This is a genomic window from Gracilibacillus massiliensis, assembly GCF_001458115.1.
GTDB lineage: Bacteria > Bacillota > Bacilli > Bacillales > Amphibacillaceae > Gracilibacillus > Gracilibacillus massiliensis.
This window is the reverse complement of record NZ_CZRP01000013.1, coordinates 1,142,849-1,163,748: the sequence shown is the minus strand read 5'-3', so window position 1 is coordinate 1,163,748 and position 20,900 is coordinate 1,142,849. Positions and strand designations below refer to the sequence as shown.

The 20,900-nt window shown below is 36.3% G+C and carries 16 protein-coding genes and 1 riboswitch; of the genes, 15 read left to right on the top strand and 1 reads right to left on the bottom strand.

The genetic code is table 11. The features are described from left to right. Window positions 1-297: 297 nt before the first annotated feature. The 5 genes from BN3107_RS17300 to BN3107_RS17280 all read left to right on the top strand — a co-directional run bounded on the left by BN3107_RS17300 (window position 298) and on the right by BN3107_RS17280 (window position 7,797). Window positions 298-2,025, top strand: coding sequence for an ABC transporter ATP-binding protein (locus tag BN3107_RS17300; protein WP_058308865.1), 1,728 nt, complete (start codon window positions 298-300; stop codon window positions 2,023-2,025). Continuing rightward, a complete protein-coding gene (locus BN3107_RS17295) occupies window positions 2,012-3,829 on the top strand; it encodes an ABC transporter ATP-binding protein (RefSeq protein ID WP_058308864.1) in 1,818 nt (605 codons plus the stop codon). The genes BN3107_RS17300 and BN3107_RS17295 overlap by 14 nt, the downstream gene beginning before the upstream one ends. A 70-nt stretch (window positions 3,830-3,899) precedes the next feature. Continuing rightward, window positions 3,900-6,266 carry an RNA polymerase recycling motor HelD gene (gene helD, locus BN3107_RS17290; RefSeq protein ID WP_231735386.1) on the top strand — a complete coding sequence of 789 codons (2,367 nt, stop codon included), beginning with the start codon at window positions 3,900-3,902 and terminating at the stop codon, window positions 6,264-6,266. Between the two features lie 56 nt (window positions 6,267-6,322). Continuing rightward, window positions 6,323-7,165, top strand: coding sequence for an aldo/keto reductase (locus BN3107_RS17285; RefSeq protein ID WP_058308862.1), 843 nt, complete (start codon window positions 6,323-6,325; stop codon window positions 7,163-7,165). Between the two features lie 392 nt (window positions 7,166-7,557). Beyond that, window positions 7,558-7,797 (top strand): DUF362 domain-containing protein, encoded by a 240-nt coding sequence (locus BN3107_RS17280; RefSeq protein WP_058308861.1) that lies wholly within the window; start codon window positions 7,558-7,560, stop codon window positions 7,795-7,797. A 34-nt stretch (window positions 7,798-7,831) separates the two neighbouring features. Here BN3107_RS17280 and thiW read toward each other — a convergent pair whose 3' ends face one another. Beyond that, window positions 7,832-8,332: an energy coupling factor transporter S component ThiW gene (thiW, locus tag BN3107_RS17275; RefSeq protein WP_058308860.1), complete on the bottom strand. Its 501-nt coding sequence runs from the start codon at window positions 8,330-8,332 to the stop codon at window positions 7,832-7,834. Between the two features lie 95 nt (window positions 8,333-8,427). Beyond that, window positions 8,428-8,543: riboswitch (TPP riboswitch) on the bottom strand. 141 nt (window positions 8,544-8,684) lie between these two features. On the opposite strand from thiW, the gene BN3107_RS17270 reads away from it, so the two are divergent. From BN3107_RS17270 to ltrA, 10 genes are all read left to right on the top strand, one after another. After that, window positions 8,685-9,656, top strand: coding sequence for a ring-cleaving dioxygenase (locus BN3107_RS17270; RefSeq protein ID WP_058308859.1), 972 nt, complete (start codon window positions 8,685-8,687; stop codon window positions 9,654-9,656). 134 nt (window positions 9,657-9,790) lie between these two features. Continuing rightward, the gene (locus BN3107_RS17265; protein WP_058308858.1) at window positions 9,791-10,645 is read left to right on the top strand and encodes a Cof-type HAD-IIB family hydrolase; all 855 of its coding nucleotides are present in this window, start codon (window positions 9,791-9,793) and stop codon (window positions 10,643-10,645) included. 545 nt (window positions 10,646-11,190) lie between these two features. After that, complete coding sequence (locus BN3107_RS17260) at window positions 11,191-11,505, top strand: L-rhamnose mutarotase (RefSeq protein WP_058308857.1); 315 nt, start codon at window positions 11,191-11,193, stop codon at window positions 11,503-11,505. A 79-nt stretch (window positions 11,506-11,584) separates the two neighbouring features. Continuing rightward, on the top strand, window positions 11,585-12,355 hold the full coding sequence (locus BN3107_RS17255) for a DeoR/GlpR family DNA-binding transcription regulator (RefSeq protein ID WP_058308856.1): 771 nt from the start codon (window positions 11,585-11,587) through the stop codon (window positions 12,353-12,355). A gap of 264 nt (window positions 12,356-12,619) precedes the next feature. After that, complete coding sequence (locus BN3107_RS17250) at window positions 12,620-14,350, top strand: sensor histidine kinase (protein WP_058308855.1); 1,731 nt, start codon at window positions 12,620-12,622, stop codon at window positions 14,348-14,350. Between the two features lie 13 nt (window positions 14,351-14,363). After that, window positions 14,364-15,143 (top strand): response regulator transcription factor, encoded by a 780-nt coding sequence (locus tag BN3107_RS17245; RefSeq protein ID WP_058308854.1) that lies wholly within the window; start codon window positions 14,364-14,366, stop codon window positions 15,141-15,143. Window positions 15,144-15,248: 105 nt separating this feature from the next. Then, window positions 15,249-16,610: an extracellular solute-binding protein gene (locus tag BN3107_RS17240; protein ID WP_058308853.1), complete on the top strand. Its 1,362-nt coding sequence runs from the start codon at window positions 15,249-15,251 to the stop codon at window positions 16,608-16,610. Between the two features lie 127 nt (window positions 16,611-16,737). Continuing rightward, on the top strand, window positions 16,738-17,616 hold the full coding sequence (locus tag BN3107_RS17235; protein WP_058308852.1) for a carbohydrate ABC transporter permease: 879 nt from the start codon (window positions 16,738-16,740) through the stop codon (window positions 17,614-17,616). A gap of 16 nt (window positions 17,617-17,632) precedes the next feature. Next, entirely contained in the window at window positions 17,633-18,499 is an 867-nt protein-coding gene (locus tag BN3107_RS17230; RefSeq protein ID WP_058308851.1) for a carbohydrate ABC transporter permease, read from the top strand. Between the two features lie 716 nt (window positions 18,500-19,215). Further along, complete coding sequence (gene ltrA, locus BN3107_RS17225; protein ID WP_058308850.1) at window positions 19,216-20,544, top strand: group II intron reverse transcriptase/maturase; 1,329 nt, start codon at window positions 19,216-19,218, stop codon at window positions 20,542-20,544. Window positions 20,545-20,900 lie beyond the last annotated feature (356 nt).

Genomic DNA, 20,900 nt, shown 5'->3' with positions numbered 1-20,900 from the left:
TGACAACAATGCTAACAGTGTATTTGATAGATGATATCTCGCATCGTCATTATCTATTTATTTTTTGGAAAAATCTATATGATTTACCGAAACAACACAATTTTATAAGTGTATTTACAAATTTTACATTGCCTTTATACAGATGAATGGAGTAAGCGTTTTAAATTAGCTATAATGAAGTAGAGATAGTAAAATAAAACGTATCAGAATAGAGCTATTAAGCCCAACTTTAAATACCGTGTATTAGTTGAAGTCTGAATTCTGGCAGACGACACCGTGATACAATGGAGGCACATAATGAAGACAATCTTTAAATATGCGGATACATATCGAAAAGCAATGGTTATTGCGCTAACTTTAATGATCGTAGAATTAATAGTGGAACTTATCCAACCGATTTTGATGGCGAAAATAATAGATGATGGTATTCTATCAGAAGATATGAGCACCATTTATATTTATGGTGCAATTTTAGTAGGTCTGACATTGTTAGCATTTACGGCTGGTATTGCAAGTTCTTTTTTTGCTGCGGAAGTGAGCCAAGGTGTTGGACATGATTTACGAAGAGATATGTTTCGCAATGTTCAAATGTTCTCTGCGATGAAAATTCAGCAATTTGCAACATCTACATTGCTGACGAGAATGACGAATGATGTGACACAGGTGCAGAATCTATTATTTGCGTTTATGCGTATTATGCTCCGAGCACCATTATTTATTATTTTTGGTATTGTGATGTCTTTTACATTGAATATACCGTTAGCATTTATCTTGTTGGCTACGATACCACTATTAATGATCGTTATGTTTTGGTTAATGATCAGAGGGATGCGACTATTCAGACAAGTTCAAGAGCGAATTGATCAAGTTAATAACGTGATCAGAGAAAATTTGTTGGCCATTAAACTTGTAAAAGCATTTCATCGGATGACATTTGAAAATAACCGATTCGCTAGTATTAATACTACTTTGAAGGATAAAAATAAACAGGCATTATGGGTGATGGAATTCGTTATGCCTATTGTAATGCTGATTATGAATATCGCGATGATCGGCTTGTTATGGTTAGGGTACATTCAATTAGATGCAGGGACCGCTCAAGCAGGTGAAGTTGTCGCCGTTATTAACTATGCAACAAGAATGCTAGCTTCGTTTGGTGTCTTTTCATTTTTATTAATGAATGTATCTCGTGGTAGAGCTTCAGCTAAAAGGATCAATGATATCTTGGATCAACCAAAAGATGACATTGTCAATCTCAATCAAAATAGGAAAATGTTAAAAGGGGATGTCCGTTTTGAAAAGGTATCCTTCCAATATCCAACAATAGAACATAATGTACTAAAAGATATTAGTTTTGACGTACGGTCAGGTGAAAAAATCGGGATTATAGGGGAAACAGGATCAGGAAAGACCACATTACTAAATCTTATTCCTTATTTATATTATCCGTCAAAAGGAGATATCTATATAGATGGTTATCCTTTGAAACAATTAGGAAATACGGTGAGGCATGATGTGACCTTAGTACCCCAAGAAGGGTTCTTATTCTCAGGTACTATTCAAGAAAACATTACATGGGGTAATGAACATTTAGCTTTTGACCAAGTCATAAAAGTTGCCAAAGAAGCACAATTACATGATTTTATTATGACGTTACCAAATGACTATCATACATTAATCGGCCAAAGAGGAGTAAATTTATCAGGAGGACAAAAGCAACGATTATCAATAGCAAGAGCCTTAGCAGATAATCCTCAAATTCTATTATTAGATGACAGTACTAGCGCACTTGATGCAACCACGGAATCACGAGTATTACGTGCGATTAGATACAGACGCTGTACAACGTTCATTGTCTCCCAGAAAATCAGTTCGGTGTTGGATGCTGATCAGATCATTGTCTTAGAAAAAGGTAACATAGCAGGAATTGGTAAACATAAACAATTAGTAGAGTCCAACTCGCTTTACCAAAAAATCTGGCGTTCACAACAAAAAGAAGAGGTGATGCTTGATGAAAACGAATAAAACAGATGTTAAAGCACCCCAACCTTCATCAAGGCATCATCCACCTATTGGAAAAAAGCCTAAAGTTAAAAATTTCAGAGCAACGATTACACGGATATGGAGCTACATCGAAACTGATAAAGCGATGTTTTGGTTAGTATTAGCAATGGTTTTTATAAGTTCTGTTTTATCGTTGTTAGGCCCGTATTTTATAGGGGTTGCAGTTGATGTAATGACAGGTTCAGAGTTTGTATTTTCTTTTACAACGATCTTAATTATTCTGGCTATGGTATTCATATTGCATTCGGTTACCTTGGCATTACAAAATTACTGGATGATCGATGTGTCCCAAAAAACCGTTTATGCGATGCGTAAAGATTTATTTGAGCATGTGTTACGGTTGCCAGTAATTCAATTTCAAAAATCGCAAAGCGGTGATTTGATGAGCCGCTTAACCAATGATATTGAAAATGTGAGTCGTACGCTCAATACTGCGGTTATTCAACTATCGACAAGTATTCTCACCTTAATTGGTACACTAGCCGTGATGCTATGGTTAAGTCCGTTACTAACATTGATGACGGTAGCGATTGTTCCATTAATGTATTTCGGTATGAAATGGATTACGAATCGTACGAGTTATTATTTTAAAGAGCAACAGAAAGAATTAGGTGACATGACAGGATTTCTTGAAGAAACCCTTTCCGGCCATTCGATGGTGAAGCTCTTCCATCAAGAACATCGAGTGATCGAGCAGTATCGTACCCGTAACGAACAATTAAGAAAAGTGGGATACTGGGCACAAGTGTATTCGGGCTTTATTCCAAAATTAATGAATAGTTTAAACAATTTCAGCTTTGCTATTATTGTCGGGCTAGGTGGTTGGATTGTCCTATCTAGCAATGCTACTTCTATTACGATTGGGATCATTGTGACGTTTACGACATATGCTCGTCAATTTACTAGACCACTAAATGATTTAGCAAACCAGTTTAACACGATTTTATCGGCAGTAGCTGGAGCAGAACGCGCGTTTGAAGTCATGGACCAGGAAGAAGAAGAACTCGATAAAGCTAAAAAAGATATTAAACAGGTAAAAGGAGACATTGTCTTTCGTAATGTAACTTTTGCATATAAAGATGAAGATGTTCTAACTGATATTTCCTTCCATGCCAAACCAGGTCAAACCGTTGCATTAGTTGGACCAACTGGTGCGGGGAAAACAACAATTATTTCATTATTAGCAAGGTTTTTTGAAGAAGTGAGCGGTGAGATCTTATTAGATGGCCAATCGATGAAAACTCTAACGAATAAAAGTATTAGAAACCACTTGGGCATGGTTTTACAAGATTCGTATTTATTTGAGACATCGATTAGAGAGAATATCCGTTATGGAAATCTCGATGCTACTGATCAAGAAGTAGAAGAGGCGTCAAGATTAGCAAATGCACATTCTTTTATTGAACAATTGCCTAAACAATATGATACATTATTAGAAGGAAACGGCCAAGGTATCAGTCAAGGGCAACGCCAGTTAATCGCTATCGCTCGCGCAATGCTTGCTAATCCAACGATACTTATATTAGATGAAGCAACGAGCAGTATCGATACGATTACGGAAATCAAAATTACAGATGCTTTAGAAAAACTAATGAAAGGCAAGACGAGCTTTGTAATTGCTCATCGCTTGAATACGATTGAGAAGGCTGATATTATTCTTGTTTTAGATGAGGGTCAAATCATTGAAAGTGGCAACCATTCGTCATTAATGAAAGAAAAAGGTTTTTATGCTAATCTAGTCTCAACACAGAAAGTGAATGAGTGACAAATCATATAGTTTTAAATTTTTGGAATATACTATATAACAACAGATAGATGTCATGGAGGTGGAATCAGTGACAGACAGTCAAGAGGATAAAGACTGGCAACACGAAAAGAAACGCGTAACAGATGTAGTACAAGAAATAACGAAAAAAATGACGGCATTAAGATCCCGGGTTAAGCATTTAAAAGAAGATGTCATTGATATTAGGCGTGACTTTTGGGAAGATGTCACCGTAAATATAGAAGAAATGGACGATAAAATAGAAACAGAAGCTAGTATAAAACAACAAGCAGAATTTCTTTCAGAACGTGAAAGAAGTCATGGACAAATTAGTGAGCGATTAGACATTTTAAATCGATTAAAAGAAAAGCCATATTTCGGAAGAATCGATTTTAAAGAAAAAAATGAATCGACGGAACAACCAATATATATTGGTTTGGCATCCGTAATGGATGAGAATGATGAAAATTTCCTTGTCTATGACTGGCGAGCACCGATTTCGAGTATGTATTACGATTTTCCACCAGGACCAGCAAGTTATGACACAATTGACGAAAATATTTCCGGGGAAATAACATTAAAACGTCAATATATGATACGAAATGGTGAATTAAAGGGAATGTTTGATACGGGCTTAACAATTGGCGACCACTTATTACAATCTGTATTAGGAAATCAAGCCAATACTAAAATGAAGAGTATCGTATCAACCATTCAAAGGGAACAAAATCAGATTATTCGTAATGAAAAAGCGAAAGTACTGATTGTTCAAGGTGTAGCTGGTAGCGGAAAAACGTCTGCAGCTTTGCAACGAGTGGCGTATTTATTATACCGTTACAGAGAAACGTTGACCTCAGAACAAATTGTGCTTTTTTCACCAAACCCGTTATTCAATAGTTACGTTGCCACAGTCCTGCCAGAACTTGGTGAGGATAACATGCAACAAATGACATTTTATCAGTATTTACACCGTCAATTAGACGATAGCTTTCGTTTGGAAACACCATTTGAGCAAATGGAATTTTATTTACAGAAACAAGATGAAAGATATCAAGCAAGAGTAGAAGCAATGCATTATAAAGCAAGTCTCGCTTATAAGGAAGTGATTGATCATTTCTTAGCTATGCTGTCTAAAAAGGGATTAGTGTTTCGTAACATCACGTTTAGAGGAAAAACGGTGATACCAAAGGAAACGATTAAGAAATATTTTTATCAAACAGAACAAAACCTATCAATCCCTGATCGGTTAGAAAAAGTGGCAAACTGGATTTTATATCAATTAAAGAAATTAGAACATATCGAAAGAGAGAAAGATTGGGTATTAGAAGAAAGTGAATTATTGGATAAGGCAGACTATGTAGATGTCCATCAGACATTGCAAGAAGAAAATCGTTTTTCGGAAGATTCCTTTAATGATTATGATCGTGAAGAAGAACTATTGCGGAAGCGGGTAGTCGCATGGCGCCTTCGTCCTTTACGGAAAAAGGTGAAGCAATTAGCATTTGTTGATCCTTTAAAAACATTTCGTCAGCTATTTTCTAATGCGAATTGGTCAGCTAATGCCAGTGAATCATTACCGAGTGAATGGGAAGAAATATGTCGAATAACGGACGAAGATTTAAAACGAAAATTTTTAACGTGGGAAGATGCGCCAGCTTATATTTATTTTGAAAAAAGTATTTTAGGATTTGATGCCCAAAGAGCGATTCAACATTTGTTTGTCGATGAAGCACAAGATTATACCCCTTTCCAGTTTTCGTTAATGAAAAAAATGTTCCCAGTCAGTCGTATGACATTATTGGGAGATATTAATCAAGCTATCTATGCGCATGCTTTAAAAGATGAAACATTATTGTCAGATAAGTGGCAAGAAAAACATGAAAAAATCGTCTTAACCAGAAGTTATCGCTCTACTAAACCGATCGTTCAATTCACAAAATCCTTTATGCCTAATGGCGAATTAATTGAACCTTTTGAAAGGGAAGGTAACCTACCAACTTTGCTAGAAGTAGAGCAACAAGAAATAGCAAATGAAAAAATTATTGAACAAATCGAATACTATCAGCAGCAAGGTCATGAAACGATTGCTCTCATAGGGAAAACACTTGGAGAATGTAAAGCAATCTATCATCAAATGAAAGATCGCTTGGAAATCGAATTAATCACACAGGAAACCCATATCTTTGGCAAAGGTATCGTGGTAATACCTGCTTACCTTGCAAAAGGAATAGAATTTGATGCGGTTATCATTGTTGATGCTTCAGACCGTAATTTTCATGATGAGTTAGAACGTAACTTATTCTATACAGCATGTACTAGAGCAATGCATGAGCTCTCATTATTTTCAATCGGGGAGCCAAGTAAGTTTATTAAAAATGCAGCCCTTTCCCAATACAAACACTATAAGATCCATCAGATTTTAATAAATCATGATTAAAATAGTAGTATTCAGGGAAAATGACATAGTACAGTAAAAGTAATCAAGGAGGAATTATTTTGGTAAACAATCTACAATCAACAACAACATTGCATAATGGCGTGAAAATGCCATGGTTCGGTCTTGGTGTTTTTCAAGTAGAAGACGGTGAAGAGGTTTATAATTCGGTTAAATGGGCCTTAGAACACGGTTATAAAAGCATTGACACGGCAGCAATTTATAAAAATGAAGAAGGTGTAGGTAAGGCGATCAAAGATTCTGGCATTCCCCGCGAGGAGTTATTTATTACCTCAAAATTATGGAATGCAGATCAAGCATATGATGATGCTCTACAAGCTCTTCAAACAAGTTTAGACAAATTAGGTTTAGAATATTTGGATCTCTATCTCATCCATTGGCCAGTTCCTGAGCAAAACAAATATAAAGAAGCATGGAAAGCGATGGAGAAGTTATATAAGGATGGTAAAATCCGTGCAATTGGTGTCAGTAACTTTAATGAACATCATATAGAAGATTTATTAAAAGAAGCTGAAGTCGTACCAATGGTGAATCAAGTAGAATACCATCCACATCTTCAGCAAGAAAGCTTACATGCGTTTTGTAAACAGCATAATATTCAACTTGAGGCATGGTCTCCATTAAAACAAGGTCAAGTCTTAGCGGATCCAACCTTAACCGATATTGCAAAACGTCATGGAAAGTCAACAGCTCAAGTCATTTTGCGTTGGGATCTCCAACAAGGTGTTGTAACGATTCCGAAGTCGGTTAAGCAGCATCGTATTCATGATAATGCAGATGTTTTTGATTTTGAATTAACGGACGAAGAAATGAAGCTGATTGCAGACATGAATAAAGATGAACGTATCGGACCTGATCCAGATACTTTTAATAAAAGGTAACAGACTAAAAGTATCTAGCATTCAGCTAGATACTTTTTAACGTCACAAAATCACTAAATCCGCTTATTCGGTTCTTCACGGGAATAGTGAAGCTGTAGACGGGAAATAGGCTGCGCTTGACGGGAATTAACCTTTTTTCCCGTCAACTACGATATAATTCCCGTCTACAGGAGGAGAATTCCCGTTAAGAGAAAGGCAATTCCCGTGAAGAATGACATATGAACACATAAGTGATCAAATACAAAATAAATTATGCTTCCTTAATAGCTATTACTTTAAATTAAACCCACCAAAATATATTATGATTAAATAATAGGCTGAAACACTTGCATTTTTTGTCGAGAATGCTTTATTCTATAAGGTAGTTCGAAACTATCTAGGGGGATATGAGAATGGCATTTGTTATAACAGAACCGTGTCAGATGGAGAAGTCTGGAGAATGTACAACGGTTTGTCCAGTAGATTGTATTGAGGAAGGTCCAGATCAATTTTATATAGATCCAGATGTATGTATCGATTGTGGTGCTTGTATGGCAGTTTGCCCGGTTGACGCAATCGAAGAAGAATATGATCTTACACCAGATCAAGAAGTATATTTGGAAAAAGCCGAAGCATTCTTTGGTAATGATTAGCAAAAAGCGACCATATCATCATGGTCGCTTTTTGTTATTTGTTCGAAACCGCTTGTTGCATGATTGAAGTATTTTTTACTCTGGATAAAATTAATAAACCAATAATTGCTCCAGTAACACTACTGACGAGAAACCCAGGTAAGAAAGCAAGAGCTCCAACAGGTGTATCCATTAAAATTTTTGCGTATGGTACGGATAATAATGCTCCAATCACACCAGTTCCAATAATTTCACCTACCCCAGCTAATGTACGCTTTTTTGTCCATTGATATAATACTCCAGCAAGAAGTGCGCCAACCATTCCTCCTGGAAAAGCTAATAATGTACCGAGTCCTAATAAATTTCGCAATAAACCAATAATAAAGGCAATAATTACAGCTGGAATTGGTCCTAGTGTTACAGCTGCCATTACATTTACAGCGTGTTGGACAGGATATGCTTTAGCAATTCCAGTCGGAAACCACAAGAACTGCGAACCAATTGTACCAATTGCAATAAAAACAGCCATTGTGGTTAATAATAATGTGCGATTCATTCTTTTTCCTCCTTTTTGAAAATAATGTGTAATCATGACCTTCGAGGAGAAAAGAAAAACCAGATCCTTTAAAAAAAGGACCTGGCTATACCATGTTAGTAGTTTAGCTACTTCCCTCCGCTGGCATAAACCAGATCAGGTCCTTAAGAGTTGAAAAGCTTTTTAGCGCTTTCCTCTCAGCCTATACTGATAGGCACCCCTAGTAGTGAATACACGTATTAACTTACAAAGATTTTACCAAATAACACGGAAAAGTCAAGAATAGTAATAGAAAGCTCTCTTTATCTTGGATTCGAGATAATCAATCGTATATAATAGAATTAACATCTTTGGTAAACGAGGAGGATAACAAATGGAGCTAAAAGGAATCCATCATGTTTCAGCTATTACAGCTAATGCACAAAAAAATTATGATTTTTATACAGATCTATTAGGGATGCGATTAGTAAAAAAAACGGTTAATCAGGATGATCCAAGTATGTATCATCTATTTTACGCAGATGAAGTCGGTCGCCCTGGTACAGACTTAACTTTTTTTGAAATTAAAGGAGCGGGCCACACATATCCAGGAAATAATAGCATTTCGTTTACATCGTTAAGAGTAGCAAATGATCAAGCACTACAGTATTGGGAGCAACGATTGGATCAATTCGATGTTGTTCACGATGGTATTTCTGACCAATTTAACCGAAAAGTATTGCCTTTTCAAGATCATGAAGGACAGCGAATGGTACTGGTTTCCGATCAATCGAATCAAGGAGTAGAGGCAGGGATGCCATGGGATAAAAGTACAGTTCCACAGGAATATGGGATTACAGGTTTAGGACCTGTACGATTAACTGTGCCAGATTTAGCGCCAACCAAACGCGTATTGCAAGATATCTTAGGTTTTCGTCAAAGCGGCTCATATCAAAGTTATGAAAAAGGACAACCAGATGTTCAAGTTTTTGAAACAGGCCAAGGTGGCACAGGTGCAGAAGTACATGTAGAAGTGCAAAAGGATGTATCAAAAGAACGACCTGGCCGAGGTAGTGTACATCATGTCGCCTTCCGTGTTGCTGATGAACAGGAACTTGCTGATTGGCGGGATAAAATTAGCAAGGAGAGACTACCTAATTCAGGTATAGTAGATCGATACTATTTTCAATCGCTCTATTTTCGTGAACCAAACGGCATTTTAATCGAATTAGCGACAGATGGACCAGGCTTCGCTACAGATGAGGACGTAAATCATCTTGGAGAGAGTGTCGCGTTACCACCATTCTTAGAAGAAAAAAGACAAGAAATTGAAGATAATTTACAACCCATTAATACATCCAAATAATAATGTCCTCAACAAGCTCACAAATTATTGTGAGCTTGTTTTTATACAGCTGCAACCATCAGTAATACTTCAACTGCTTCAATTATGACTTCATGCTATAATAGATTCTGCTAACTATTAAGGGGGACAAATACATGACTTTTTATCCTAAAGCTATTTGTTTAGATATGGATGGTACACTACTAAACAATCAGAACCAATTAACAGAACAAACATTAGATATTATTCAACAGATTCGAAAACGTGGAATTCGTATATTTATCGTAACTGGGCGTTCGTATAATGAGATCTTTGATTCTGCACCGAGAAATATAGAATTAGATGGATTTGTGACAGCGAATGGTATGATCACGTATCTGGAGGGTGAAAAATTATTAGAACATACTTTATCCACAGGACTTGTGGATAGCGTAATACAGTCTGCCAGAGAAAATAAAATTTACTATGAAGCACATCCAAATGATGGAGAAAGGCTTGCTTTAAAACAAGATCAACCCTATATGAGTCATTTGATCAGTGGTGTTAAACCTGAAGAAGTTGAGATAAGTGAATGGTTAGAAAGACAAGCTGCCATCAAGGATGATATTTTGTGGACGGAAAACTTACCAAAACAAAAGTATGCAAAAATGTATTGCTTTCATAGTGATTACCAAACAATGAAAGCATGGATTAGGATATTAGAAGAAATGAAAAAACAAAAAGATTTTACTACTTCCTCATCTTCTGCTCATAATGTAGAAGTGATGGTGGAAAATGTCAACAAATCAACAGGTATACAAGCATTATTAGATCATTATCAAATTAATCCAAAAGAAACAATGGCAATTGGAGATAGCAATAATGATATACCAATGATGAAATATGTGGGATATCCTGTTGCCATGAAAAACGCAACAGAACAAATTAAAAGTTTAGTGAAAGATCAGACAGAATACACCAATGACCAGCAAGGCGTTTACCACTATTTAGAGACCTTTTTCAGAAGTTGAGACAAAAATGATTGGATAAATCAACAACCCAAACGACAATAAAAATCAACAATAATTAGAATGTACTATTTTATGAAGTTCTTTCACATTAGGAGAATACTATGTAGTAAAACTATAGTGGTAATTTTGAAATAGTTTAAACTAGTTAACACCCGCTTTGGCTGCCCACTTCCCTTTTACCACGGGCACAAGTGCAACATCTACTCAAGCAAGCTTTCGTAGTGTTTTCTATGCAGTGGTTCTTCCCTTCAGCTAACTTTTCCAAGCAAAGATCGCTTGTAAAAGTGGATCTTCAGGTAAAAACCCGTGGAAAGGGAAGCGGACAAGCCGTAGCGGTTGCTAAACACACATATCATGTCAAAATTACCACATCAGTTATTACGCAACAATACATAGTACATCGTTCTTGTTTGTACAGAGTGAATATGTTGTGCCTCAGTTTCTTTATTTGTTTTTGTTTTTATCTGTGGTAAACTATAAACAAACACAAATAAAAACAAAACAATTATTTGTATGCGTTTCCAATCATAAAGGAGGAGATAGGTATGGCTCGTTATATGTTTATTATGGAATGTAAAGAAGGTTCGGAAGAGGAATATAAAAGACGACACCAGGCAGTCCATCCAGAATTATTGAAAGCTTTAAAAGAAGTGGGAATTAGTAATTACAGTATTTTTATGGATGGCACCAAATTATATGCTTATATGGAAGTAGATGATTACCATCGAGCAATGAAAGAGTTAGAAACAAATCCTGCCAATCGCAAATGGCAAGAATATATGAGTGATATTTTGGCAATGGATGAAAAAGGTGACCCGAAAATGTATCTAATCGATCAAGAAGTATTTCACTTAGATTAACGAATAACTTGAATTATTGCTAATTATTCCATATAGTCAGTAATAGAAATGTTTCGAATGAAGAAGGCAGGAGAATTGAATGTTAGTTGCGCAAAGACATCAACGAATTGTAGAAGTCGTCAATCAGAAAAAAAGTATTCGGGTATCAGAGCTCGCGAAATTTTTTTCAGTAACAGATGAAACCATTCGTCGAGATTTAGAGAAGCTAGAAAAGGAGAAAAAGTTAGCTCGCAGTCATGGTGGGGCAGTCAGTATTGAAGTCACTAATGACGGACCTGAAATTCCTTTTCAAGAACGCGAAGTAATGTATGTGGAGGAGAAAAGGGAGATAGCTCAAGAAGCCGTTAAACATATTGTGGAGTCAGATAAAATCTTGTTAGATGCAAGTACAACGGCATGGTATGTTGCAAAAAATTTGCCGAATATACCAATTACCGTTTTAACAAATGCTGTTAATGTTGTTTTGGAATTAAGTAAGAAGAATCAGGTAACCGTTATTTCTACAGGAGGGACACTGCTTGCTAAATCTCTTTCTTATGTGGGGCCTTTAGCAGAGCGTTCGCTTGATTTATATCATGTAAACAAAGCATTTTTGTCGAGTAAAGGAATTCATTTTGAAAAAGGGATTAGTGAGTCTAATGAACAACAAGCTAGAGTGAAACAAAAGATGATCGATATAGCAGATACTACGTATATATTAGCAAACCATCAAAAATTTCATCTCCAAGCTTTTGCCTATGTGTCTCCACTATCAAATGTGCAACGTATTATTACCGATAGTAATGTATCCGAACAAGACGTGACTGATTTAAATGAAATAGGATTAGAAGTAATAAAAGCACTACGTTAAAAAATCATTAACGTAGTGTTTTTATTTTAGCAAGAAAAGCATATAATCCGCGGTATCAAGGCATTTTTTATCAAAGTAATCATTTTGAAATGTAGTGTATAGGTATCCACCGCTCCGACTACCTAGTTCCCTTTTCGCGGCATTTTCCCTTCATCCTCCTCTGAAAGTAAAGTTCACTTTCCAGAATTGCCTATTCATAGTATAATAATACCACTACTTAGGATATCGAATAAACAAAGTACACCAAATCATGGAGTGTTAAACATGGTCAATTATATTAAAAAATGGAATACGTTACGAAACCAGTTATTGGTTGTCTATTTACTTGTGATGTTTATTGTCTTATTTATTGTAAGCACAATCACCTATATATTAGTAGAGGATTTGCTACAAGGTAATGCAGAAGAGCAAATAAAACAGACAGTAATTGAATCATCAGGACGTTATGATTCGTTATTTGAACAATTAAATATGGTTACAAAGCAAGTGTTAACAAATGAAGAAGTGCAAGATGCCTTATTAATGGAATCAAAAGGAGAGATAACCTCGTTCAATAATAGGCAGTCGTTAATAAGTACAACTAACTTAATTCAAGCAAATGCGGACGGTATTTATTCGATTGAGTTATACAATAAAGCATACCAAAGAATTATTCCGATCGATTCTACCGTTTTATTAGACCGAGTTGATCCTCGTTGGATTATTCGAGCAAATGATCAAGGCGGGCAATTAGTATGGTTGGGTGAAGACCCATTGGACCAAAACTACTTTTTGGTTGGCAGGCAAATTAATTTAATCGACGATAATTTTAGGCATGGTGGTTATATTATCGCTCGAGTCAATCGGAATTATTTCCAATTAAATCCTAACCAACAAAATGGTGAAACGGATGATATTACTATTTTAGTAGATGAAATGAATGAAAAAATTGTTAGTAATTATCATGGAGAAGATTTTGAAAAAATATTGGAAACAGAATCTGAAAAGATCGATATTAATGAACAAGAATATATGTTAGTTAAAGAAACGTCACCATTAACAGGCTGGACGATGTATAACTTGTCACCAGTCAATCAGTTGACCTCAGGTATTTCTACTGTGCAGTCAGGGATATTGATCGCTGGGCTTATTGGATTAATAATCTTTTTTATTTCGTCATTCTTTTTGTCTACGTTTATCACAAAACCGATCACGAGACTTACTAAAACGATGAGAACAGCTGGTGAAGGGGTACTTGCCCATAATCCTGTTGTGAATTCTACGAATGAAATTAATGAATTAAATCAGACTTATAATCAATTAGCAGAAGAGACAAATTATTTAGTGCAAATGGTGTATGAAAAGGAAATTATTAAAAATAGAACCGAGTTGAAAGCGTTACAGGCCCAAATTCATCCTCATTTTCTGTTTAATACGTTAGATGCATTGTACTGGTCTTTAGATGAAAAAGAGGAGGAAGAACTTGCGAATGTTGTGTTGGCAATGTCAGAGTTATTCCGATATACGATAACAAAAGAAAATCAAGATGAATGGGTAACAATTAAGGAAGAATTAGATCATATTGAACGATATATGAAGATTATGCGAATGCGTTTTGGTGACCGACTAAACTGGGAGAAAGATGTCGATCCAGAATGGTTAGATGTAAAAATACCTAAATTAATGGTACAACCTTTTGTAGAAAATGCGATCTTACATGGAGCTGGTAATGTCGTCGGTAATAGTCATATTACTGTAACGATTGAAAAAATACCTCATGTTAATAGATTAAGAATCGTAGTAGCTGATAATGGTCCAGGGATGAGCGATAAAAAATTAGCGGAAGTGAAGAAATTGATGGAGGGCGGTATGCATCAACAAAAAAAACATGGCCTAGCCTTGCAAAATGTGCAACAACGCTTAAGGATGTATTATGAGTCGGAAAGATGTCGTGAGATTACTATTACAAGTGAAGAGGGCAAAGGAACCATGATAAGTTTCGAAATTCCAGTATAAGGAGGTTGTTAATGTGAATGAAAAAGTAATTCTCGTGGTAGATGATGAACCTAGAAGTCGACAAGGTATTAAGAAAACAATTGAAAGATCTATCGAACATCAATATCAAGTCATCACGGCAGAAAATGCTGAAGCGGCATTAGATCTTATTAATCACGAAAAAATACATGTACTTATAACAGATATACGTATGCCTGAAGTTTCAGGTTTAGAGTTATTAAAGCAACTCAAAGAAAAGGCGCAAGATCCGGTAGTAATTGTTATTTCTGCCTATTCAGAATTTGAATATGCACACGAGGCACTAGAACTAGGAGTAGTCAATTATTTGTTAAAACCGATAGCGAAAGAAAAACTGATGGAAGCAATTGAGAGAGCCATGGATATTGATAAACAACGAGAGAAAACAGGTATTTTTAATAAAATAGTAGATGACAAACTCATCGAGATGCAACAGTTAAGTAAGTATAACAGGGGTGTTAAAGAAGCGATGGATTATATTGATCAGCATTTCAATCAAGAGTTAACATTAAAAAAAGTTGCTAGTGAAGTACATTTGAATGCCAGTTATTTAAGTGCTTTGTTTAAAGAAGAGTTAGAAGTGACATTTAGTGAGTATTTAACAAGAAGAAGAATACAAGAATCCAAAAAGTTACTACTTTCAACAAATCTGACAGTGTCTGAAATTGCGGAGCAGAGCGGTTATCAAACCTCCAAATATTTCATTAAACTATTTAAACAGTTTGAAAACACAACACCAAATGGGTTTAGGAAAAAGAATGTAAGCGATTCCTAAAATAAGTGGTATTTTACCTAATCGTTGTTACCTTACGAGAAAATCCCCATGGTGCTACACTTTAAGAGTACTTAAAAAACTTATTCTAAATGGGGGTATACACAAATGAAAGATCTATCGAAAAAATTATTATTTTCGTTTGCTTTAGTTTTATTGTTTGCGCTTGCAGCATGTGGTGGAGATTCTGACAGTGATCAAGAAGCGGGTGGAGAAAACACGGATTCAGAATCAACCAGTGAAGAAAATGAAAGCGATTCAAGCGGAGAAGAAAAAACAATCGAGTTTATGCACTTATGGCCTGAAGGAAGTTCAAAACAACACCATGATATCGTAAATGAGATTATCGCAGATTTTGAAGCAGAAAATGAAGGTGTTTCTGTTGAAGTAGAAATTTTAAGTAATGAACAATATAAAGAAAAATTAAAAGTATTATCGACTTCTAATGAACTACCTGATGTTGGTATGACTTGGGCAGCAGGATTCTTAGAACCATATGTAAGCGGTAATATGTTTGCTTCTTTAGATGATTTATTAGAAGGACCACTAAATGACATGTTCGTTCCTGGTACAGCAGAAGCTTATGCTTTAGACGGAACAACTTATGGTTTACCTTTAGAGCTAAACATTACACCTCTATATTACAACAAACGTATTTTTGAAGAAAATGGGGTAGAGGTACCTGAAACATTTGAAGAATTCAAAGAAGTTTCTCAAACATTAGTAGATAATGGTGTAACACCTATCGCACTTGGTAACAAAGATCGTTGGACTGGTTCGATGTGGTATATGTATCTAGCAGATCGTATTGGTGGAGCTGAATTATTAAATGATGCGATTCTAGGTGAAGCAAGTTTTGAAGATCCAGCTTTAATTGAAGCTGCAGAAGAAGTGAAAAGCTTAGTAGATATGGGAGCATTTCTAAATGGATATAACGGTTTAGGAAATGATGAAGCAAAAGGGTACTTCCTTAATGAACAAGCAGCAATGTATCTAATGGGATCATGGGATTTACCTGAATTTACAACAAGTGAAGAAAATTCACAAGAATTTAAAGATTCAATCGATTATATGAAATTCCCACTAGTAGAAGGTGGAAAAGGTGATCGAGATAGTTTTGTCGGTGGTCCTGGTGTTGGTATGTTTGTTGCTGAAAACTCGGAAGTAAAAGACGAAGCAAAAGAGTTTGTTTCATTCTTCGTACAGAAATGGGGAGAACAGTCTGTTGAAAAAGCAGGTGTTATTCCAGCAACTAAAGTGGATACAGAAAGTGTAGATTTACCACAAATGTATGTAGACGTATTAAATGATTTAAATGAATCATCTAATATCACGCTATATGCTGATGTTCAGTTAAGTGCTGCTGCAGCGGAAACGCACTTGGATATGATCCAAGCACTGTTCGGTGATGCTGTTACACCTGAAGAATTTGCACAAAATCATGAAGAAGCAATATCTTCAGGAGAATAATTAAAAGAGCGAAAAAGGACATATTTCAAGGATGAATATGTCCTTTTTCTGCCTTAAAACACTAACAAGCAGTGTGCAGTTGAATTGGAAAACGAAGGCGATATTACGACATAAAGGAGCAATAGCGATGAACAAGGTAATGTCAAATAAGGCAGTCATTGCTTTATACGTTCTGCCAGCACTTGTTTTGGTAATGGCTGTTATCTACGGGCCTATGCTAATAACAGGGTATTATGGCTTGATGGAATGGAACGGTATTGGAGAAATGACATTTATCGGATTAGAAAACTATAAAGTATTAATTCAAGATGCGAAGTTTTGGGAAAGTGCTTGGCACTCATTCTTGTTAGCAATATTTTCAACAATAAGTTTAGCAGGCTATTTAATCGTATCTTTGATATTAGCAGGTAAAATAAAAGGTTCCAATTTATTAAGAAAAATATATTTAATTCCCATGTTGCTTTCCTCCGTTGCGATCGCACAGTTATGGGTGAAAATTTATGATCCAAATAATGGGGTATTAAATAGCTTATTAACTTCATTTGGTATGGAGAATCCACCAGCTTGGTTAGCTGACACCGATTTAGTTTTATACGCAATTTTTGTTGCCATACTTTGGCAATATGCTGGTTTTTATATCATCATTTATTATGCTGCACTCAAAGGTATTCCAGAAGAACTAATCGAGGCAGCACGTATTGATGGTGCTAACCCAGTTCAAATTGCATATAAAATTAAGGTTCCTTTAATTTCTGGTGTTATAAAAGTTACCATCGTATTAGCAATAGTAGGATCATTAAAATACTTTGATTTAATCTACGTTATGACAGGTGGAGGGCCAAACGGTGCAAGTGAAGTAATTGCCTCTTACATGTATAAAAAAGCATTTGATACTTTTGATTTCGGTTATGGTAGTGCAATTGCCTTTTTCTTACTAATTATTACGTTAATTGTGACATGGATTACCCGCAAACTTACTGCGTCGGAAGATGAAGTTCAATACTAGGAAGGATGGAAGACAGATGGCTCAGATTCAAAACGGGGGGCAAAGTGAAAAAAGTATGTTGGCTAGAATCGGGATGATTCTTCTCTATATATGCTTGATCGTTGTTGCCCTTTTTCAATTATATCCATTAATATGGCTTGCAATGTTTTCATTAAAGACAAATACAGAAGTCTTTGGTTTATCACCTTTTGCTTTACCACAGGATCCTCAATGGGTGAATTACCTGAATGTTTGGGAAAATGGTAATATAAATGTCTACTTTTTTAACAGTGTATGGATTACCGTTACTTCAGTAATATTGACATTACTGTTAGCTAGTTTTGTGACATTTGCGATTACCCGTATGAATTGGAAGTTAAATAAATTGACTTTAGGTCTATTTATGGTCGGATTAATGGTGCCGATTCACTCCGCTCTAATTCCGTTATTTTCATTTTTCCTAGAGCTGAATATAGTGAACCACCCATTATCCTTAATTTTAGCTTACACAGCATTTAATTTACCATTGACGATTATGATTTTGTTAGGTTTCTATTATACCTTACCTAAAGAAATTGAAGAGGCCGCTGTTGTAGATGGTTGTTCTGTACACCGGATATTTTTCCAAATTACATTGCCGATGACTACACCTGTAATGGCAACAACAGCGATCATTAATATGATTTATAACTGGAATGAATTCGTTTTTGTTAATACCTTTATTAGTTCAGATAAATGGAAGACCTTAACGGTAGGTATTCAAAACTTTATTGGTCAGTATTCGACAGACTGGGGTGCAATTGGTGCTACACTAATGATAAGTATCATACCAGTATTAATTGCCTTTTTAGTATTAAGTGACCGTATTGTAGAGGGTATTGCGGCAGGTTCTGTAAAGGGATAGAACAAAATCAAAAATTATGTAAAAGAACGAGGCCAGAACTAAAGAATGTTATAATTAGAAAAATCCAAACGATTGAAATTGAATCGTTTGGATTTTTATGCATATTAGGAAGCTACTACGAAATAAACGGCATGGTTATTTTGAAATGAGTATTGTGCTTGCAAATCGCTCCGGCCGATTGCTGCGCTTTCCGCGGGGACGGCCTCAGGTGCGGCCGAGCATAGGTCGTAACATATAGCGGGTGGGATTCCCGCCAAGAAAGAACTAACCATTCACTTGTAGCGAGTCTTGGAGGGCAAGTGGTAACACATTGCCTTTAAGCGTAGACAGTTAGGTAACGGGCCGGAAAACCATAACGGTTGAGGGATAGAGCTCCGAAATGTCCCCAAAGATGAGAAGGTCGATGTGTTCTGAAGCATAGAAGACAACAATACGGTTCTCGTTAGAGGTGAGAGAATGCTATCTTCTCCGGAGTCGAAGACCCTGGCACGTTACACATTGATATGTTGCGGTAACTCGGGAGGTCCTTTAGGTCTTTCGGATAAAGAAAGTAATGACGAACAAGCGATAACAAAGTGAGGGCTGTCAAATGCCTAAAGGAAGTCGGATAACGGCGTAGTACTGATGAAGTTGGGTAATGCCGATGGAGGAAAGGCCGTTACCTGTCATCACCCTTGATAGGGAAACATAATCCATACCCAGAGGTGGAACGTATTATGGAAACGAAACTTAATAGGATAACAGAATTGGCGAAATCGGATAAAAAGCTTGTCTTTACCTCTCTTGTACATTTACTAAATGAAAGTAACTTGAAACAGTGCCATCACCAATTACCTAAAGGTAAAGCAACCGGTGTGAATGGCACTACCAAAGAAATGTACGAAGGGAATTTAGACCAAAATATCGAAGGCCTAGTGAAACGAATGAAGAAAATGGCTTATCGACCGGTACCGGTAAAGCGTACCTATATCGATAAGCCAGGTTCCAACAAGAAACGGCCACTAGGTATTCCCGAACATGAAGATAAAATCGTTCAAAAGGGTATTACGAAGATTTTGAATGCCATTTACGAAAATGATTTTCTCGATTGTTCCTTCGGTTTTCGTCCGAATAGAAACTGCCATGATGCATTAAAGATCTTAAATGTATACATGGAACAACGGAAAACCAATTATATAGTAGATGCGGATATCAAAGGATTCTTTGATCACGTGAGTCATGATTGGACGATGAAGAGCCTCCACGATCGTATCAACGATCCCAACTTACTTCGCATTATAGCCCGATTTCTAAAAGCTGGCTATTTGGAAGAGGGGAAATATATCGATACAGACCGAGGAACCCCGCAAGGGGGCAACATTTCACCGGTTCTAGCGAATATTTATCTTCACTATGTGTTGGATCTATGGTTTGAGAAAGTTGTAAAGAAACAATGTAGAGGTCAAGCCTATATGGTTCGCTATGCGGATGACTTTGTGTGTTGTTTCCAATACAAAGAAGATGCCAACCGATTCTACACGAATCTGATTCAAAGGTTACGTAAGTTTCATCTAGAAATTGCAGAGGATAAAACGAAGATTATCTCGTTCGGTCCTTATGCCTGGAAAGATGCAAAGCGTAACGGACAGAGGAAACCATCGACGTTCGATTTTCTTGGCTTTACGCACTATTGTAGCAAAAGCAAGAAAGGTACGTTCCGTGTGAAACGGAAAAGTAGCAAGAAGAAAATCCGTGCCAAACTTAAACAACATAAAGCTTGGCTAAAGGCAAATCGAACGAGGGATATCCAAGACATCATGCGCCGAATCACACAATCGCTAGAGGGCTACTATAATTATTATTGTATCACGGATAACTATAAAGAAGTCCTCTACTTTCTGAACAGCATTGAACAACTACTATTCAAATGGATGAATCGAAGGAGTCAACGGAAATCATTCAGTTGGGAGAAGTTTCGATTATTCCTAGAGAAATATCCGTTGCCGAAACCGGTAATTAAAATGAGCATATATGATCTGAGATATCATATATCCTATATTCTGTGAATGATGATAGGAAGAGCCGTGTGCGTGAATAGCGCATGCACGGTTCTGTGAGGAGTGAGGAATACAATTTATTTCATGCGCATTCCCGCTTACTCGACCTAATTTTTCAAAACAAAATACATTTTATTTTGAAAAATGGATCTTCGGCTCGCCCTGTTCCCGCAGGAGTCTACGCAATCGGCCTCCGCGATAAGAAATGTTCTACAATGCTTGTAACTGCAATAATTTTTAGCTGTTACTTCAAGTAAAGAATTGTTCAAATGATAGAAATACCTATAAGCTTGCTCATGCTATCGTTGTAGAACAAAAAATTAGCGAAGGCGTCCGCTTCCACTCCAACGGGATGTTTTTCTCCG

Bases quoted from the DNA above. Each gene is read 5' to 3' on its own strand.
- BN3107_RS17300 (WP_058308865.1), top strand. From the start codon at position 298: ATGAAGACAATCTTTAAATATGCGGATACATATCGAAAAGCAATGGTT.
- BN3107_RS17295 (WP_058308864.1), top strand. From the start codon at position 2,012: ATGAAAACGAATAAAACAGATGTTAAAGCACCCCAACCTTCATCAAGG.
- BN3107_RS17280 (WP_058308861.1), top strand. From the start codon at position 7,558: ATGGCATTTGTTATAACAGAACCGTGTCAGATGGAGAAGTCTGGAGAA.
- thiW (WP_058308860.1), bottom strand. From the start codon at position 8,332: ATGAATCGCACATTATTATTAACCACAATGGCTGTTTTTATTGCAATT.
- BN3107_RS17270 (WP_058308859.1), top strand. From the start codon at position 8,685: ATGGAGCTAAAAGGAATCCATCATGTTTCAGCTATTACAGCTAATGCA.
- BN3107_RS17265 (WP_058308858.1), top strand. From the start codon at position 9,791: ATGACTTTTTATCCTAAAGCTATTTGTTTAGATATGGATGGTACACTA.
- BN3107_RS17260 (WP_058308857.1), top strand. From the start codon at position 11,191: ATGGCTCGTTATATGTTTATTATGGAATGTAAAGAAGGTTCGGAAGAG.
- BN3107_RS17255 (WP_058308856.1), top strand. From the start codon at position 11,585: ATGTTAGTTGCGCAAAGACATCAACGAATTGTAGAAGTCGTCAATCAG.
- BN3107_RS17250 (WP_058308855.1), top strand. From the start codon at position 12,620: ATGGTCAATTATATTAAAAAATGGAATACGTTACGAAACCAGTTATTG.
- BN3107_RS17240 (WP_058308853.1), top strand. From the start codon at position 15,249: ATGAAAGATCTATCGAAAAAATTATTATTTTCGTTTGCTTTAGTTTTA.
- BN3107_RS17235 (WP_058308852.1), top strand. From the start codon at position 16,738: ATGAACAAGGTAATGTCAAATAAGGCAGTCATTGCTTTATACGTTCTG.
- BN3107_RS17230 (WP_058308851.1), top strand. From the start codon at position 17,633: ATGGCTCAGATTCAAAACGGGGGGCAAAGTGAAAAAAGTATGTTGGCT.
- ltrA (WP_058308850.1), top strand. From the start codon at position 19,216: ATGGAAACGAAACTTAATAGGATAACAGAATTGGCGAAATCGGATAAA.